Annotated in this window: 18 protein-coding genes; 2 read left to right on the top strand and 16 right to left on the bottom strand. The window is 59.9% G+C overall.

Annotated features, from left to right (window positions below; all coding sequences use genetic code 11):
- Window positions 1–89: 89 nt before the first annotated feature.
- The 10 genes from LZG00_19095 to yajC form a co-directional block, all read right to left on the bottom strand.
- Window positions 90–644, bottom strand: coding sequence for a DsbE family thiol:disulfide interchange protein (locus LZG00_19095; GenBank protein MCF3596094.1), 555 nt, complete (start codon window positions 642–644; stop codon window positions 90–92).
- The gene (ccmD, locus tag LZG00_19090) at window positions 637–795 is read right to left on the bottom strand and encodes a heme exporter protein CcmD (protein MCF3596093.1); all 159 of its coding nucleotides are present in this window, start codon (window positions 793–795) and stop codon (window positions 637–639) included. Before ccmD ends, LZG00_19095 begins: the two co-directional genes overlap by 8 nt.
- Complete coding sequence (locus LZG00_19085) at window positions 792–1,529, bottom strand: heme ABC transporter permease (GenBank protein MCF3596092.1); 738 nt, start codon at window positions 1,527–1,529, stop codon at window positions 792–794. The genes ccmD and LZG00_19085 overlap by 4 nt, the downstream gene beginning before the upstream one ends.
- Before the next feature lie 125 nt (window positions 1,530–1,654).
- On the bottom strand, window positions 1,655–2,311 hold the full coding sequence (gene ccmB, locus LZG00_19080) for a heme exporter protein CcmB (GenBank protein ID MCF3596091.1): 657 nt from the start codon (window positions 2,309–2,311) through the stop codon (window positions 1,655–1,657).
- Window positions 2,308–2,925 carry a heme ABC exporter ATP-binding protein CcmA gene (ccmA, locus tag LZG00_19075; protein ID MCF3596090.1) on the bottom strand — a complete coding sequence of 206 codons (618 nt, stop codon included), beginning with the start codon at window positions 2,923–2,925 and terminating at the stop codon, window positions 2,308–2,310. The genes ccmB and ccmA overlap by 4 nt, the downstream gene beginning before the upstream one ends.
- 172 nt (window positions 2,926–3,097) lie before the next feature.
- Window positions 3,098–3,451, bottom strand: a complete 354-nt coding sequence (locus LZG00_19070; protein ID MCF3596089.1) for an Mth938-like domain-containing protein — start codon at window positions 3,449–3,451, stop codon at window positions 3,098–3,100.
- Between the two features lie 4 nt (window positions 3,452–3,455).
- Complete coding sequence (locus tag LZG00_19065) at window positions 3,456–4,217, bottom strand: sulfite exporter TauE/SafE family protein (GenBank protein MCF3596088.1); 762 nt, start codon at window positions 4,215–4,217, stop codon at window positions 3,456–3,458.
- A gap of 4 nt (window positions 4,218–4,221) precedes the next feature.
- Window positions 4,222–5,190: a protein translocase subunit SecF gene (secF, locus tag LZG00_19060; GenBank protein ID MCF3596087.1), complete on the bottom strand. Its 969-nt coding sequence runs from the start codon at window positions 5,188–5,190 to the stop codon at window positions 4,222–4,224.
- Between the two features lies 1 nt (window position 5,191).
- Entirely contained in the window at window positions 5,192–6,874 is a 1,683-nt protein-coding gene (secD, locus tag LZG00_19055; GenBank protein ID MCF3596086.1) for a protein translocase subunit SecD, read from the bottom strand.
- A gap of 39 nt (window positions 6,875–6,913) precedes the next feature.
- Window positions 6,914–7,204, bottom strand: coding sequence for a preprotein translocase subunit YajC (gene yajC, locus LZG00_19050; protein MCF3596085.1), 291 nt, complete (start codon window positions 7,202–7,204; stop codon window positions 6,914–6,916).
- A 224-nt stretch (window positions 7,205–7,428) separates the two neighbouring features.
- Here yajC and serS point away from each other — a divergent pair, with 224 nt between their 5' ends.
- Complete coding sequence (gene serS, locus LZG00_19045) at window positions 7,429–8,721, top strand: serine--tRNA ligase (GenBank protein ID MCF3596084.1); 1,293 nt, start codon at window positions 7,429–7,431, stop codon at window positions 8,719–8,721.
- An 87-nt stretch (window positions 8,722–8,808) separates the two neighbouring features.
- Here serS and LZG00_19040 read toward each other — a convergent pair whose 3' ends face one another.
- Together LZG00_19040 and LZG00_19035 are read right to left on the bottom strand one after the other, a co-directional pair.
- On the bottom strand, window positions 8,809–9,042 hold the full coding sequence (locus LZG00_19040) for an EF-hand domain-containing protein (GenBank protein MCF3596083.1): 234 nt from the start codon (window positions 9,040–9,042) through the stop codon (window positions 8,809–8,811).
- Window positions 9,039–9,248, bottom strand: coding sequence for a hypothetical protein (locus tag LZG00_19035; protein ID MCF3596082.1), 210 nt, complete (start codon window positions 9,246–9,248; stop codon window positions 9,039–9,041). Before LZG00_19035 ends, LZG00_19040 begins: the two co-directional genes overlap by 4 nt.
- Between LZG00_19035 and LZG00_19030 the strand changes: the two genes are divergently transcribed.
- Window positions 9,231–9,929 (top strand): hypothetical protein, encoded by a 699-nt coding sequence (locus LZG00_19030; GenBank protein ID MCF3596081.1) that lies wholly within the window; start codon window positions 9,231–9,233, stop codon window positions 9,927–9,929. The genes LZG00_19035 and LZG00_19030 overlap by 18 nt on opposite strands.
- Window positions 9,930–10,096: 167 nt before the next feature.
- On the opposite strand, the gene LZG00_19025 is transcribed toward LZG00_19030, so the two are convergent.
- The 4 genes from LZG00_19025 to LZG00_19010 all read right to left on the bottom strand — a co-directional run bounded on the left by LZG00_19025 (window position 10,097) and on the right by LZG00_19010 (window position 14,825).
- Entirely contained in the window at window positions 10,097–11,089 is a 993-nt protein-coding gene (locus LZG00_19025) for a fatty acid desaturase (GenBank protein MCF3596080.1), read from the bottom strand.
- Between the two features lie 151 nt (window positions 11,090–11,240).
- Window positions 11,241–12,698: a ribosome biogenesis GTPase Der gene (gene der, locus LZG00_19020; GenBank protein ID MCF3596079.1), complete on the bottom strand. Its 1,458-nt coding sequence runs from the start codon at window positions 12,696–12,698 to the stop codon at window positions 11,241–11,243.
- Between the two features lie 50 nt (window positions 12,699–12,748).
- Complete coding sequence (locus tag LZG00_19015; GenBank protein ID MCF3596078.1) at window positions 12,749–14,089, bottom strand: PQQ-like beta-propeller repeat protein; 1,341 nt, start codon at window positions 14,087–14,089, stop codon at window positions 12,749–12,751.
- A gap of 64 nt (window positions 14,090–14,153) precedes the next feature.
- Window positions 14,154–14,825 carry a tetratricopeptide repeat protein gene (locus LZG00_19010; GenBank protein MCF3596077.1) on the bottom strand — a complete coding sequence of 224 codons (672 nt, stop codon included), beginning with the start codon at window positions 14,823–14,825 and terminating at the stop codon, window positions 14,154–14,156.
- Window positions 14,826–15,019 lie beyond the last annotated feature (194 nt).

The raw sequence follows: 15,019 nt of genomic DNA, 5'->3' as shown, positions 1-15,019 counted from the left end.
ACCCCCAGGATATTTTTGGCAAGATGAAACCCGGAGGCCACCGAGGGTTACGCCGTCGATATCGTCAATAGATTGCGGCGGCGCGTGGCTCAGCCCTGCGGCACGCCCGCCTTGGCCTTTTCGATCGCAGGCAGGATGTTTTCCTGTAACACCCGCTGCGTAATCGGTCCAGCCCAGCGCAAGACAACCTTGCCCTCCGCATCGATGATGAAGGTCTCGGGCGCGCCATAGACGCCCCAGTCGATCTTGGTGCGCGCCGTCTTGGCCTCGCCCAGCGTGGCGAACGGGTTGCCGTCCTTCTCAAGATAAGCCAATGCGCGCGCCGTGGTGTCGTCAAAATTGACCCCATGCAACGGCACATCGAGATTGTCTCGCATCCACAGGAGAGTGGGATGCTCGGCCCGACACGCCACACACCACGTGCCCCAGAAATTCACCAGCTTGACGGTGTTTTCGGCCAGCACTTCATCGGTCAGAAGCGGCGTTTCCCCCAGCTTTTCCAGCGACACCCCCGGTGCCGCTTTGCCAATCAACTGTGAGGGCAGCACATTGGCATCTTCCCGGGCCATGCCCCAGAAGAACAGCCCCACCAAGGCGACAAAGACCAGCGGTGGTGCAAGCATCATTGGACTAACCTTAGCCATTCCGTTTCCTTCGCATTTCAACTTCCGCCAGTTCCGCCTTGACCCGCCGCGAGCGCAACATCGACACCCCCACCAACAGCAGGAGCAAGCCGATGGACAGCCCATAAGATGACAGGACGGCACCTGCATATTTGCCCAGTTCAGGAATCATCCCAACCGCTCCCGTGCCAGAAGTGCACGCATTCGGCGTGCACGAATTTCAGTATTGGTGCGAATGATCACCAACGTGATGAACAACAAAATAAACCCCGCGATACAGACCAGCGCAGGATACCAGAAAATATCGGCCACATTCTCTTCTTTATCGAGCGACAGCGACGCCCCCTGATGCAACCCCTGATTCCAGAAGTTCACCGCATAGCGGCTCAGGATCGCAAAAACCGAACCAACCAGGCAAAGCACCGATGTCAGATCAGCGGCGGTATCGTCGTTCTCGATCGCCGACCACAGCGCCATATACCCAAGATAGAACAGGAACAGGATCAGAAACGACGTTAGCCGCGGATCCCAGGCCCACCATGTCCCCCACATCGGCTCGCCCCAGATCGCCCCGGTGATCAGCGCGATCAGCGTCATCGTCGCGCCGATCGGCGCCGCCGCACGGGCCGCAAGCGCGCTCACATGGTGGCGCCGAACAATCCAGACCAGCGAGGTGATCAGCATCATTGCCCACACATTGATCGCCATCATCGCGCTCGGCACATGCAGATAGAATATCTTCACGGTCGATCCCTGACGATAGTCATCGGGCGTAAAGAAAAAGCCCCAGCTCAGCCCGATCACGAGGCACAGCGCAGCCGAGGTCGCAAACCACGGCAGCGCCTTTTCGGTTGTGCGCATAAATTTCAGCGGGTTGGCGTATTCCCAAAGTGCATTCAAGTTCATGTCGCGCATCTTCCTCGTCAGGCTGTCGCGTTGGTTTACGCATAGGCCGCCCGGCCCGCTTTGATCTGCCTTAAATCGCCGCGCATTTCCAGCCCCCGGCGTTCACATTTCGATGTGCTCGCCGCTCAGCGCAGGTTCACCCGCAATACTGCCGCGCTGGCAAAGGGTAAGAGCGCAATCACGCCAAAGCTGATCCCCGCCAGCATCAGCATCGGCGTCGTGGTTTCCAGCCCCTCGGCGCCTCGTCGCGCCATCTCTGCCCCAAAGATCAGCGTCGGCACATAAAGCGGCAACACCAACAGGCTCAAAAGCAAGCCGCCCCGCTTCAACCCCACAGTCAGCGCCGCACCAAACGTGCCCGTAACTGACAATGCCGGCGTGCCAATCAAAAGCGACAGGATCATCGGCGCATAGCCTTGCGCTGGCAGGCTCAAAAGCAACCCGAACAACGGCGAGGCAAGCACCAGAGGCAATCCAGTGGTCAACCAATGCGCCAAGGCCTTGATTGAAACGATGCCTTCCATCGGCAAAGGCGACGTGGCCAACAGATCAAGCGAGCCATCCTCCCAGTCGAGCGCAAATATACGATCAAGCGACAACAAACAGGCCAGCAACGCGCCCAGCCACAGGATGCCCGGCGCGATGCGCGACAGCAGCCCCGTTTCGGGGCCAACACTAAACGGCACCAACACCACAACAATCAGGAAGAACGACAGCCCAAGGCCAAACCCGCCCCCGGCCCGCACCGCCAGTCGCAAATCTCGAATTAGAAGCGCAATCACAAGAACACCTCGTCGAAATCATCCGCCCCGGACGGCTTTGCCTTGAACGGCCCGACATCGAAGATCTCGGCCTCCTCCAACCCAAGATCGATGTGCGTCGCGATCAACGCCATGCCGCCCTCCGCCAGATGCGCCCGGATCGCCGCGCCAAACATCGCCACCGCTTCAACATCCAGCGACACCGTCGGCTCGTCCAGCACCCAAACGGGTCGCCCTGTCACGATCAACCGCGCCAGTCCCAGCCGCCGTTTCTGCCCCGCCGAAAGCGCCCCTGCAGGACGGTTGCGCATTGGCTCAAGCGCGAAACCCGCCAGCGCCTTGGCCACATGATCGGTGCCAAAGACGCTTGCCCAGAAGGTCAGGTTTTCCTCTACGCTCAGCGTCGCCTTGATCCCGTCAGCATGCGCCGCATAGGCCATCGCTTCGCGATCCAGCCCAATCTCTCCCGCCAACGCAGGCTGAAGCCCTGCAATGGTGCGCAACAGCGTGGTCTTACCGATGCCATTTGGCCCGCGCAAAATAAGCGCCCGCCCAGAGGTCAGCGTAAAACTCAAGCCCTCCAGCACAGGAACACCCCCGCGCGCCACCGCCAGATCGGAAATCTTCAACTCCATGCCACCGCCTTACCCCAAGGTTGCTGCCGACAAAACCCCGCATTTTTCCGGCCCGGATACGCATCCGCACGCCTCCCCCATGACCGCGCCAACATCTGGCGACCCATGGCCGCCCGCGGGCGTGGGGTGGGTGGGCGGGAGCGCGTGCGGGCGGCCATCGCACACGCCGGATTCAAACGGGCAAAGCCGCCAACGCGACACGCCGACCTTCCGCCGCCAGGATATTCCAGGTCCGACAAGCCGAAGGCGTATTCATCACCTCTGCGCCCATACCGGCCGCCTCAATCGCGGCGCGCAAATCGGCGGGGATTTGGGCAATCTCTGCGCCCATGCCAAACAGGATCACGTCAATCTCATCGGCCAGCCCCAGCAAGACCGCAGGCGCGTCAAACCCGCTCCAGCTTTGAACCTCCGCCAAGGTCAGCAGAATCCCACCCTCATGGCGCTCGCCACCAATGCGGAAAAAACCGGGCCCATAACCGTCGATCGGCTGCACCCCGCCCATGTCCATCTCGTTCATCTGCATCTGCTCACCCTCCTGTTAGAAACCCGCCGAGCCCCGACGCCGCAGAAACCGCAATAACGCCATAAGCGACTCCGCGATAGGCCCGCTCATACCCCGGTCGAAACAGCCACGCCCCGCCCAGATTTCCCGCAAGATAAGGCAGCGCCGCAAGCAGGCCAATGACCAGCGGAACACCCCCCATCCGCCCCAGAACCACAAACCCGAACAGCATCATCATGTCATAAAAGAACAGATATGCGGTCGTGTTGGCGCGGATCACATGCACCGGATGCGGGCTCGCCATATAGAGCATGATCACCGGCGGGCCGGGAATCGCCACCGCCCCACCCAGAAACCCCGCCAGCATGCCGGTGCCAAAGATCAGCGGCGGATGCATCTCACCGCGATAGCGCAGACCCGAGACGACCAGTGCCAGCAACACCAGCGTGACCACAGAAACAGCGATCCTGAATCCGGCAGGATCGCTCGCAAACAAGACCATCAGCCCCAGCGGTATCGCCACCAGGGTGCCCAGAAGCAATCGCAGTAAATCCTTGGGATGCCCGTCTTTCAATGCGCGCGGTATCGCCGGCAGCGGCCCGATCACATCCATCAGGATCAAGACGATCACCGCCCATACCGGCTCCAGCACCTGTGCTGCGACCGGCAGAAAGATCATCGCCGTACCAAAACCCACAAACCCACGCACCAACCCCGACAGAAACGCCGCGGCGAACAGCCAGCCTATGCCCGGAACAGCCAGCGCCTGGGCAACAACTTCGGGCATTCAGCTAGGCGTCGATATTGGCGTATTGCGTCCCGGCATTGGCGTCGGTCTTGCTCCAGTCGCGCTTCACACCCAGCCAGAGCAGGATGGCCGACGCCACAAAGATCGACGAATAGGTGCCCACGATCACGCCCCAGATCATCGCAAAGACAAACCCACGGATCACGTCACCGCCCAACACATAGAGCGATATCAGCGCCAGAAGCGTCGTGACGCTCGTCATCACCGTGCGGCTCAACGTTTCGTTGATCGACAGGTTCAAAACCTCTTTCAGTTCCATCTTCTTATACTTGCGCAGGTTCTCACGCACCCGGTCGAACACAACAACGGTATCGTTAAGTGAATAGCCCACGATGGTCAGCAACGCCGCAATGATCGCCAGATCGAACCGGATCTGCAATTCCGAGAATATCCCGATGGTCAACAAAACGTCGTGCACAAGCGCTGCCACAGCGCCCACCGCAAACTGCCATTCAAACCGCATCCAGATATAGGCCAGCACCGCCGCCATCGCCAGAACCACGGCAATCACCGCTGTCTGGATCAACTCGCCCGAGACCTTCGGCCCAACGCTTTCCACACTGATAAAGCGGATATCGGGCACGGCCTCGGCCAACGCCGCCTCGACATCTTCGATCATTTGCGCACTCACGCTTTCTTCGTCGTCCTGCGCCTGAATGCGGATCATCGCCACGTTCTTTTCCGGCCCGAAAGTCGGGTCGAACACTTCCGTGATGGTCACATCCCCAAGGCCCAGCGCGGCAATCGCATCGCGATACACACCGATATCGACCGACTCGGAGCTTTCCGAACGGATCGTCGTGCCACCGCGAAAGTCGATGCCATAGTTCAGCCCCTGCATCAGGAACGACCCAAAAGCCACCACCATCATGACCGCCGAAATTCCAAGCCACAGCTTTGAGCGGCTGAAGAAATTCCAATTGGTTTCTTGTGGAACTAATCTCAGGCGCATCTCACACCTCCAAGGTTTTCGGGCGGCGGCGTTCAAACCACATCACCAGGATAAGGCGTGTCACGAAGATCGCAGTAAACACCGAGGTCAAGATTCCGATGCCCAGCGTGATTGCAAATCCACGCACCGGCCCCGAGCCAACGGCATAAAGGATGACGGCCGTGATGAAAGTTGTGATATTGGCGTCCACAATCGCGCTCAAAGCCTTCTCATAGCCCAGCTCAATCGCCCTTGCCGGTCCCCGTGCGGTCTTCAACTCTTCGCGAATACGCTCAAAGATCAGCACGTTGGCATCCACCGCCATCCCGATGGTCAACACGATCCCGGCAATCCCCGGAAGGGTCAGAGTCGCCCCGATCATGCTCAGCAAGCCAAAAATCAGCGCCACGTTGATGATCAGCGCAATATTGGCGAACAGACCAAACAGCCCATAGCTCAGGACCATAAAGACCAGAACCCCGCAGAATGCCACAATACTGGCAAGCTTGCCCGCCTCGATGCTGTCCGCGCCAAGCTCCGGCCCGATGGTGCGTTCTTCCAGAAAATCCAAACCCGCCGGAAGCGCGCCCGCGCGCAGCAAAACCGCCAGTTCGGTGCTTTCCTCAAGCGAGAACCGCCCGGTAATGATACCCGACCCGCCCGAAATATGCGCCTGGATCGTCGGTGCGCTGATCACTTCACCGTCCAACACGATGGCAAACGGGTTGCCGATGTTGTTTGCGGTATAATCACCAAACCGCCGCCCGCCGCTGGCATCAAACCGGAAAGTCACCGCCGGTTGACCGTTCTGATCAAAACTCGGCTGCGCATCCACAAGGTCTTCACCCGTCACCACCGGTGCGGATTCCAGAATGTAGAATAGATCCTCACCCGCATTGGGGCGCGTGCGGTTTTCCTTGGCCGGGAGAAGCTCCTCACCTGCACCCGTCGAAGCATGTTCTTCCGTGGTCCGGCTCACCACCGGCTGAAAGGTCAACTGCGCCGTGGTGCCGATGATCCGCTTGAGTTCGGCAGCACTGCCAATCCCCGGCACCTGGATAAGAATACGATCCGAACCTTGGCGCTGAATCGTCGGCTCGCGCGTGCCCACTTCGTCAATCCGGTTGCGGATGATTTCCAGCGCCTGACGCACCGTGCGATCATCCGTGGCCAGCTTCTCGGCGTCGCTCAACTCGACAATCACCATGTCGCCTTGGGTACTCACCGCAATATCATTGGCCCCCGCCCCGGTCAGGCTTGCCACCGGACGGCTCAACCCGCGCACAAGGCTCGCTGCGCGCTCCACCTCATCGGCGTTCGAAATCTTGATGCGCAACTGTTCTTCCGGCCCCGGTTGCAGGCGGATCGTGCCGATCGTGCCGCGCTCCTCGCGCAACATGTCACGAATCTCGGGCCACATCCCCTTGATCCGGGTCTTGTAGACGTCCTGCGTCTTGACCTCGGCCAACAGATGCGCGCCACCGCGCAGATCAAGCCCCAGATTGACCAAACTGCTTGGAAGCCATCCCGGCCAAAGCCCGGCTTGCTCTTCCAGTCCGTTCCCGGAAGCACCCGTTTCCATCGCCTTTACGGCGTCGTTGCGGGTCTCAACACGGGTGTAAAACCCGTTGGGCAGCGCCAACAAAAGGCCCACCACCACGGTGGACCAAATGAGAACGCGTTTCCACATATCAATCTGAAGCATGAATACCGCTCCCGGCCGGGGTTTGTCGCAAAGTTTAAATCAGGAGTTGGCGGCGGGTTCGGTTTTGCTCAGAACCTGTCCCAGCGTCGCTTTGATGACCCGCACTTTCACGCCGTCAGCAATCTCGACTTCGACTTCACCGTCATCCTTGACCTTGGTAACCTTGCCGACAATGCCGCCTTGAGTGATCACCTGATCGCCCCGACGCACGGCTTCAATCATCGCCTGATGTTCCTTTGCCTTTTTCTGCTGAGGCCGGATCAGCAAAAAATACATGATCGCGAAGATCAGAATAAGCGGGAGAAACTGGGCAATTGCGCCACCTTCCATGGGGAATCCTTTCCGAATTTGTTCCGCGTAGCACCCTCTGCGCGGATTGGGCGGAACCTATGCGCGCCGACCGGGGTTTGCAATCCCCGCGGGCGCGCTTTTCCTGCCCCGGACCGTGTGATTTCACACAGCATCCTCGCCTCGGGCATTCCCCCGTTTACCCCGCCCCCCAATATCGGCCATAACCCCGCCACGCATAACCGATTCACTGAGGAAAAAGACCGATGCATGACATCCGCGCCATCCGCGAAAACCCTGCCGCTTTTGACGCCGCCATTGCGCGCCGTGGAGATGCGCCGGTCTCGTCCTCAATCCTCGCGCTGGATGAGGCCCGTCGCGCCCGCATCCTCGCCGCCGAAACCGCGCAGGCCGATCAGAACAAGGCCGCCAAGGCCATTGGCGCCGCCAAAGCCGCTGGCAACACCGAAGAGTTCGAACGCCTGCGCGTTGAAGTGGCCGCCAAAAAGGCCGAAGTGGCCGAGCTTCAGACCGACGCCAAAGCGCTTGACCAACAACTCACCGATATGCTCGCCGCTCTGCCCAACCTGCCACTCGATGACGTCCCCCAGGGCGCGGACGAGGCGGACAATGTCGAAATCCACCGCTGGGGCACGCCCCCGGCGCTGCCCTTTGAACCCAAAGAGCATTTTGAGCTCGCCTCCGTTCAACCCGGCATGGATTTTGAAACCGCCGCCAAACTCTCCGGCTCCCGCTTCGTTGTCCTCTCCGGCGCCGTCGCGCGCATCCATCGCGCGCTGGCGCAGTTCATGCTCGACACCCACACCGAAGAAAACGGCCTGACCGAGACGTGGGCGCCCGTGCTGGTGCGCGAAGAAATGATGTATGGCACAGGTCAGTTGCCCAAATTCGGCGAAGACAGCTATCAGACCACCAATGGCTGGTGGCTGGTGCCCACCTCCGAGGTGCCGCTGACCAATATGGTCAACGGCGACACCGTGGATGAAGCCACCCTGCCCCACCGCCTTGTCGCCCATTCCCAATGTTTCCGCTCCGAAGCGGGAAGTGCGGGGCGCGACACCTCCGGCATGCTGCGCCAGCACCAGTTCGAAAAGGTCGAGATGGTCTCGATCACCCACCCCGACCATTCCCGTGCCGAGCTTGATCGCATGACCGCCTGTGCGCAGGGCATCCTTGAAAAACTGGGACTGGCCTATCGCACCGTCGTGCTCTGCACTGGCGACATGGGCTTTGGCGCGCGCCGCACCCACGACATCGAGGTCTGGTTGCCCGGCCAGAACACCTATCGCGAGATCAGCTCGGTTTCCGTCTGCGGTGACTTTCAGGCACGGCGCATGAACGCCCGCTTCAAACCCGCCGATGGTGGCAAACCGCAGTTCGTCCACACGCTCAACGGCTCCGGCCTTGCTGTGGGGCGCTGCCTGATCGCCGTGCTGGAAAATGGTCAGCTTGAGGATGGCTCGGTCGACCTGCCCGAGGCATTGCACCCCTACCTGCGCGGCAAGACCCGCCTTGCCGCCGACGGCACGCTGGTTTAACGCGCAAAAACAACCCCCTACAACGAAAACAGCCCCTGGATCGCTCCGGGGGCTGTTGCATGACTGATGAAATCTAAGGCCGAGGGATCAGCCTTCGATCACACCACCTTCAATCGCTTCGACCAGTTCAACCTCATCGATTTCGCCATTCTCATCGGCGTCAATCTCGGCGAACTGCTCTTCGGTCAGCCCGGGGTAAGCTGCCGCCATCTCTTCCATCGAATAGCTGCCATTCCCATCGGTATCGACCAACTCGGTCGCAGCCACAGCCTGAGAGGCCACCAGCGCCATAGCGCCAAGCAACATTGCACGGATCATCATTTTCGGAACACTCCAAGGGCGGCATCACGCCGCCACAAATCAAAGGCAATAGTACCTTCGGCGGCGATATTGTCGATTTCCATGACTTCGGCAAGCGGTATTTTTTGGCCTCCGGCGCCCTCCCGCCGATGGAACATAAAGCCACCGGCCGCATTGATTTTCCATAACCTCAGCATAAGATGGATCGAATGAAATATCTCCCCCACATCACCCTTCTCGCCACACTTGCTTTCGCAATCTCGCCTTTGCTCTCCACCGGCTTCAACGGGTTCGAACCGGCCCAATTCCCCATCCCCCAAGACGACCCGCCGGTGCAGCCCGCAGGATATGCGTTCTCGATCTGGGGGCTAATCTATCTCTGGCTGATCGCCTCCGCTGCCTTCGGGCTTTTGCGCCGCGCCACCTCCCCCGGCTGGCAGACCATGCGCCCGGCCCTCATCCTGAGCCTCGCCACCGGCGCGTTCTGGATTCCGCTGGCCCAAACCTCGGTGATCTGGGCCACGGTGCTGATCTTCTTCATGCTGGCCACTGCGCTCGCGGCGTTGCTCATGGCAGGCAGCCAAGATCGTCTCTGGCTGCGCGAACCCATTGGGCTCTACGCGGGTTGGCTCACCGCCGCCTCTTCGGTTTCCATCGGGTTGCTGTTGGCGGGTTTTGGCTTCATCGGCCCAACCATCGCCGCGCTGATCGCCCTCGCACTCGCGCTCGTGATCGCCCTCACGGTCATAGCCGTGCGCCCTGATACGTTGGGTTATTCGGCAGGTGTCGTTTGGGCGCTGGTCGGTGTGATCATCTCCAACCTCTCACCCACCAACTGGCCGGTTCTGGGGCTGGCGGCGATCGGGGCAATCGCTCTGATCGCCCTAACCTCGCGCCCGACGCGTTAACGTTTCTCTCATTACTGCGTCCCGGCGCACGCCGCATTAACCCATTCACGCAACACCACGCCGGATTCGTTAACCATTTCGACGGCAGCCACCCGACAGCCGAATGTCAGCCGGAAGTCACCCCACGAAATTCCGCCCCATCCCACCGCACGTTAACCTTAACCAATTCACCCGGCAGGTGTGTTCATCGCCCCCGTCGCCCCCGACCGCGCCGCGCCAAACCCCACCATCCGGCCCGCCGCCTCATCGTAAAGCTTCCAGCCATAACAACTGATTGCCTCACGAATCCCAATCTCGCGACTCTTCAGCAAATCGCCGGCATCCACATAGCATTGCTTGAGATTATAGCAGGGAATATTGGCGTTGAGATGATGCAGATCGTGATAGGCAATGTTCAACGTCAACCAATCGAAAACCTTACCAAACCGCAATACAGACGTGCCCTTCAACGCGCCCTTTTCATAGGTATATTCCGGCTTTCGCCCCCAATAAACCTGCTCGAAATTATGCACCACATAAGGGATGATCGCGCCAAAAGTCGCTCCGACATAGATCGACCCAAGAAGCACAACAACCCCGCTCCACCCGGCAATTCCATAGAGCGCGGCAGCATATCCAAGCACCATCGCGTCATGCAGAACAACCCACCAAACACCTGTTTTAAAACCATTTCTCGGAAACCGACGAAGGATCAGGTAGAGCACAAACGGCCCCACCACTAACAACGTGAAAGGGCTGCGATAAAACCGGTACCAAAGCCTGCGCAAGAGCGGCGCGCGGCGATATTCCTCGACCGTCATGATGTCGATTTCAAAGGCTTCGCGATGATCCAGATCACCGACATGCGCATGGTGCAGATTGTGATTGTACCGCGTCGCCACATATGGGCTCAGAGAGATCGGCGAAAGCACCTCGCCCAACACATCATTGCCCTTTCGCGAGGCGAAAAACGCCCGGTGCATACAGTCATGCTGGATCATGTAAATCCGGATGCCAAACAACCCCGCCAGCACCGTCAAAGGAACCACCCACCAGGTCGCCGCATAGCTGATGGCCAAAGACAGGCTCACCCCATAGCCCAGTATCGTCACCAGCAAAACGCGCCATGCCACATCATTGCGCTTGCTGGTATAACCTCTTGTAAACTTTCTTATGTCCATAATCCAAATGTCCCGCGACGACCCAGGACACCTCGATAAATAAGAAGGTTTCCCCCCCGGCCGACGTGGAAAGGGTAACGTGATGCAGATTCAAAAAAAAGTATTTATTGCTGACTGTTCCGGGAGGATGTGAACCTCCCTCATCAACACCTCAGTCGCGTCTGCCCTGTATGTGCTTGCGCAGTTTGGACGGCCCGGCCTTCTTCTTTCCCTTGTAAGGGTTGCGCGCGGATTGTGAGCGCATGGTCAACCGGATTGGCGTTCCCGGCATGTCAAAGTCGGTCCGTAAGCCATTGACAAGATAGCGCGTATAGCTGTCGGGCATCTTTTCGGGATGCGAACACATCACCACAAAACCGGGCGGGCGCGTCTTCACTTGCGTCATATAACGCAGCTTGATCCGCTTGCCTTGCGGCGCGGGCGGCGGATGCGCCTCCAGCATACCCGTCAGCCAACGGTTCAACTGCGCCGTGGTGATCCGCCGGTTCCAAACCTCATAGGCGCGCATCACCGCCTCTTGCAGCCGATCAAGCCCACGTCCGGTCTTGGCAGAAACCGTGACCAACGGTGCGCCGCGAAGCTGCGGCAGAAGTCGCTCAAAGGATTCCTTCAAATCCTTGAGTTTCTGTTGTTTTTCGTCCTCGATGTCCCATTTATTGACGGCCACGACCACCGCGCGCCCCTCGCGCTCGGCCAGATCCGCAATCCGTAAATCCTGCTGTTCAAACGGGATCGCGGCATCCAGAAGAACCACCACCACTTCGGCAAATTTCACCGCCCGAAGACCATCGGATACGCTGAGTTTTTCCAGCTTCTCCTGCACCTTGGCCTTCTTGCGCATGCCCGCCGTGTCAAACACCCGCACGGGCACGCCATCCCAATCCAGCGAGAGCGAAATCGCATCCCGTGTGATCCCCGGCTCAGGCCCGGTCAACAGGCGATCATCGCCCAGTATCCGATTGATAAGCGTGGATTTTCCCGCATTGGGGCGCCCGACCACAGCAATCTGCATTGGCCGTGCTTTGGTCGGCTTGCGCCCCCCGTCCTCTTCCGCGTCGTCGTCCGAAACATCCACTTCGGTTTCCGGCGTCTGCTCGGCGGCCCGTTCTTCAAAAGCATCCGCAAGTGGCATAAGCATGGCGTAAAGATCGTTTAGCCCTTCGCCATGCTCAGCAGACAAGCGGATCGGCTCCCCAAGCCCCAGCCCATAGGCCTCATAGAGCCCGGCGTCCGCCGCCGCACCCTCGGCCTTGTTCGCCGCCAAAATCACATGTGCGCTGCGTTTGCGCAGGATGTCGGCAAACACTTCATCGGCAGGCGTCACACCCACGCGCGCGTCAACCATGAACAGACAGATATCGGCCATATCCACCGCCCGCTCGGTCAGCCTGCGCATCCGCCCCTGAAGCGAGTCGTCGGTCGCCTCTTCCAATCCTGCTGTGTCAATCACCGTGAATTTCAGATCGCCCAACCGCGCCGCACCTTCGCGCAGATCCCGCGTTACCCCCGGTTGATCATCGACAAGCGCAAGCCGCTTGCCAACCAATCGGTTGAACAACGTGGATTTGCCCACATTCGGGCGCCCCACAATGGCGAGGGTGAATGACATTTCAAAGCTCCAGCGCAGCAGTCAGGCCGCCGCGATACAACAGTCTTTGCTCAACGGAAAGCGTAAAGCTCGCCCTTGGTCGAGACCACATACATCACACCGCCTGCAAAAACCGGGTTTGTCGTCGCCCCGCCGGGAATTTTCCCGGTCCCGATCAACGCGCCCGAACTGGGTTCGAACTTGCGAATACCCCCGTCATTGGACACCACGATCAGCTTGCCACCGGCCAGTACCGGGCCGTAATGGGCAAAGATTTCCTTTTGCCGCCGCGGGCGGTCCTTGACGAAGAAGGGCAATTTTGCGCCCCACACGCGGCTTCCATCTTCGGCATCAAGCCGCACCAGTTCATTGCGGTCCGACACCAGAAAGATCGAATTGCCAGCAACCCAGACAGGATTGAGCGCGCCTTCATTGGCGGTCCAGAGCCGCTCGCCGGTGCTGGCCTTCATCTTCACCAACCGCCCCGAATGACTTCCGACATACACATCTTGCCCAACGATCACAGGGTCACCCGTAATGTCCGAAACGCGCGTGCGTGCCAATGCAAACCGCTGTCCCGAAATCACCGCGTCCCAGACACGCAAGCCACCGCTGCGGAAGGCCGCCTGAACCTCGCCCGACCCAAATCCAAAGATCGCCACCTGATCGTTGACCGCAGGTGCGGGCGCACCCAGCACATTGTTGCGGCTCGCCGTGGCATCCAATTGCCAGCGGATACGCCCGGTATCGGCCTCAACAGCCCAGGCAGTGTTGTCACCTGCCGACAAGAAGACCAACCCGTCGCGCACCGTCGGCGGCCCCGAGGCCGTAGCCCCCAGTTTTTGTTGCCATTTCTGCGCACCGGTCGCGGCGTCCAGCGCCGTCAGAACACCAAAACCCGACGTTACGAACAGGGTGCCGTCGCCATAGGCCAACCCGCCACCCGTTGCATCCCTGGCGCGGTCCCTCTCGGGCAACAGATCAACACTCCAGACCGGGGTGCCGGTTGTCGCCGTCGCGCTGACCTTGGCCTGCGCATCAAGCGTGAAGATACGCCCGTTCGCCACCACCGGATCGGAGGTGATGCGCTGGCGGGCCCCTTCGCCCGCGCCGATCTTGGCGCTCCACAGCATTTGCATCGTGCCGGAATAGGCCGGGTGGTCGACCCGTGTCTGCGGCGTGCCATGGCGTTGAGTCCAGTTGGCGTTTGTCACCATCTTGGGCAACGTGACAGGCAATGTGCGATTTTCCGGCGTGACTTCCGGGGCGTTCGCTTCACTGTCGCTCATGATTGCGCGCAGGTCTTCGCGTTGTCCGGGTAAGATTACCTCGCGTTCGCCGCAAGCCGCGAGAAACGTCACAAGCCCCAGCCCGATCGCCCATCCGCTCTGTTTCACATCGATTGCCCGCATCATGGCCTCACCCTTGTGTCTTTTCCCAGCGTTCATCCGGTGGCTTTCCCGGCGTTTGTCGCCGTTATTCGCCGCTCTTCGCGGGGTCTTCGGGTTCCACACCCAATGCCACAATCAACTGAGACGCCCGCTGACGCAAGCCCGCGGTCGCGCCAGCATCACTCGCGATGGCCTGCAAACGCGCGGCAGCAGCTTCTGCATCACCGGTTTCGATATCGACAAGCGCCAACTGTTCCTCGGCCAGAAGCCGAATGGCCGAGCCTGGCCCGATCAGCGCTTCATACCCGCTTCTGCGTTCATCCACAGACAGCGCGTCACCCTGAATAGCCAGCAGCTTGAACGCCGCCAGTTGGCGATAGATCAACGGCAAATCAGCGTTACCCTCAACTTTCCTAAGCTGTTCAACGGCTGCATCGAACTCACCCGAATTGACTTGTTCGCTCGCCTCCAGCATCGCCACGATGGCCTGCGCTCCAGAGCTTTCGGGTGCGACTTTCGCCAATGCGCTCGCCCGCTCCAGCGGATCGTCCTGACGCAACGCCGCGATCATCGCGTCGCCCGTCGCTTCGGCTGCATTGCGCGCCTGCGCCTTGCGAAACTCGTTGAACGCGGCTCCCCCCACCAGAACCAGCACAGCCAGCACAAATATCCAACCGTAACGCTTCATCAGCGTAAACAGTCGGTCGCGACGCACCTCTTCGGTGACTTCTTCAATGAAACTGTCGGTATCGCTCACCCTGGGCGCCCCTCACTTTGGATTTGCCCCCTCTTAACGCGTGTCCCGCGCTCTGCCAAGGCCCGCCGAACGACGCGCTCACCGTTGTCGCTATACCAATTTGTAGCGGCACAGTCACACCTGCTCCGCGCATGGTAGGCAGCCTTGCACTTATTGCCCTCTCAACCTAAACTGAACCGATGAGTTCAGTTTGC

The organism is Rhodobacteraceae bacterium LMO-JJ12 (genome assembly GCA_021555075.1).
In the GTDB taxonomy this organism is placed as follows: Bacteria; Pseudomonadota; Alphaproteobacteria; order Rhodobacterales; family Rhodobacteraceae; genus JAKGBX01.
The sequence above is the reverse complement of the archived record's forward strand: the minus strand, read 5'-3'. Positions and strand labels throughout refer to the sequence as shown.

What these genes read in the sequence shown, in the direction of transcription:
- LZG00_19095 (MCF3596094.1), bottom strand. Translation starts at nt 644, where the DNA reads ATGGCTAAGGTTAGTCCAATGATGCTTGCACCACCGCTGGTCTTTGTC.
- ccmD (MCF3596093.1), bottom strand. Translation starts at nt 795, where the DNA reads ATGATTCCTGAACTGGGCAAATATGCAGGTGCCGTCCTGTCATCTTAT.
- LZG00_19085 (MCF3596092.1), bottom strand. Translation starts at nt 1,529, where the DNA reads ATGAACTTGAATGCACTTTGGGAATACGCCAACCCGCTGAAATTTATG.
- ccmA (MCF3596090.1), bottom strand. Translation starts at nt 2,925, where the DNA reads ATGGAGTTGAAGATTTCCGATCTGGCGGTGGCGCGCGGGGGTGTTCCT.
- LZG00_19070 (MCF3596089.1), bottom strand. Translation starts at nt 3,451, where the DNA reads ATGCAGATGAACGAGATGGACATGGGCGGGGTGCAGCCGATCGACGGT.
- LZG00_19065 (MCF3596088.1), bottom strand. Translation starts at nt 4,217, where the DNA reads ATGCCCGAAGTTGTTGCCCAGGCGCTGGCTGTTCCGGGCATAGGCTGG.
- secF (MCF3596087.1), bottom strand. Translation starts at nt 5,190, where the DNA reads ATGCGCCTGAGATTAGTTCCACAAGAAACCAATTGGAATTTCTTCAGC.
- secD (MCF3596086.1), bottom strand. Translation starts at nt 6,874, where the DNA reads ATGCTTCAGATTGATATGTGGAAACGCGTTCTCATTTGGTCCACCGTG.
- yajC (MCF3596085.1), bottom strand. Translation starts at nt 7,204, where the DNA reads ATGGAAGGTGGCGCAATTGCCCAGTTTCTCCCGCTTATTCTGATCTTC.
- serS (MCF3596084.1), top strand. Translation starts at nt 7,429, where the DNA reads ATGCATGACATCCGCGCCATCCGCGAAAACCCTGCCGCTTTTGACGCC.
- LZG00_19040 (MCF3596083.1), bottom strand. Translation starts at nt 9,042, where the DNA reads ATGATGATCCGTGCAATGTTGCTTGGCGCTATGGCGCTGGTGGCCTCT.
- LZG00_19030 (MCF3596081.1), top strand. Translation starts at nt 9,231, where the DNA reads ATGAAATATCTCCCCCACATCACCCTTCTCGCCACACTTGCTTTCGCA.
- LZG00_19025 (MCF3596080.1), bottom strand. Translation starts at nt 11,089, where the DNA reads ATGGACATAAGAAAGTTTACAAGAGGTTATACCAGCAAGCGCAATGAT.
- der (MCF3596079.1), bottom strand. Translation starts at nt 12,698, where the DNA reads ATGTCATTCACCCTCGCCATTGTGGGGCGCCCGAATGTGGGCAAATCC.
- LZG00_19015 (MCF3596078.1), bottom strand. Translation starts at nt 14,089, where the DNA reads ATGCGGGCAATCGATGTGAAACAGAGCGGATGGGCGATCGGGCTGGGG.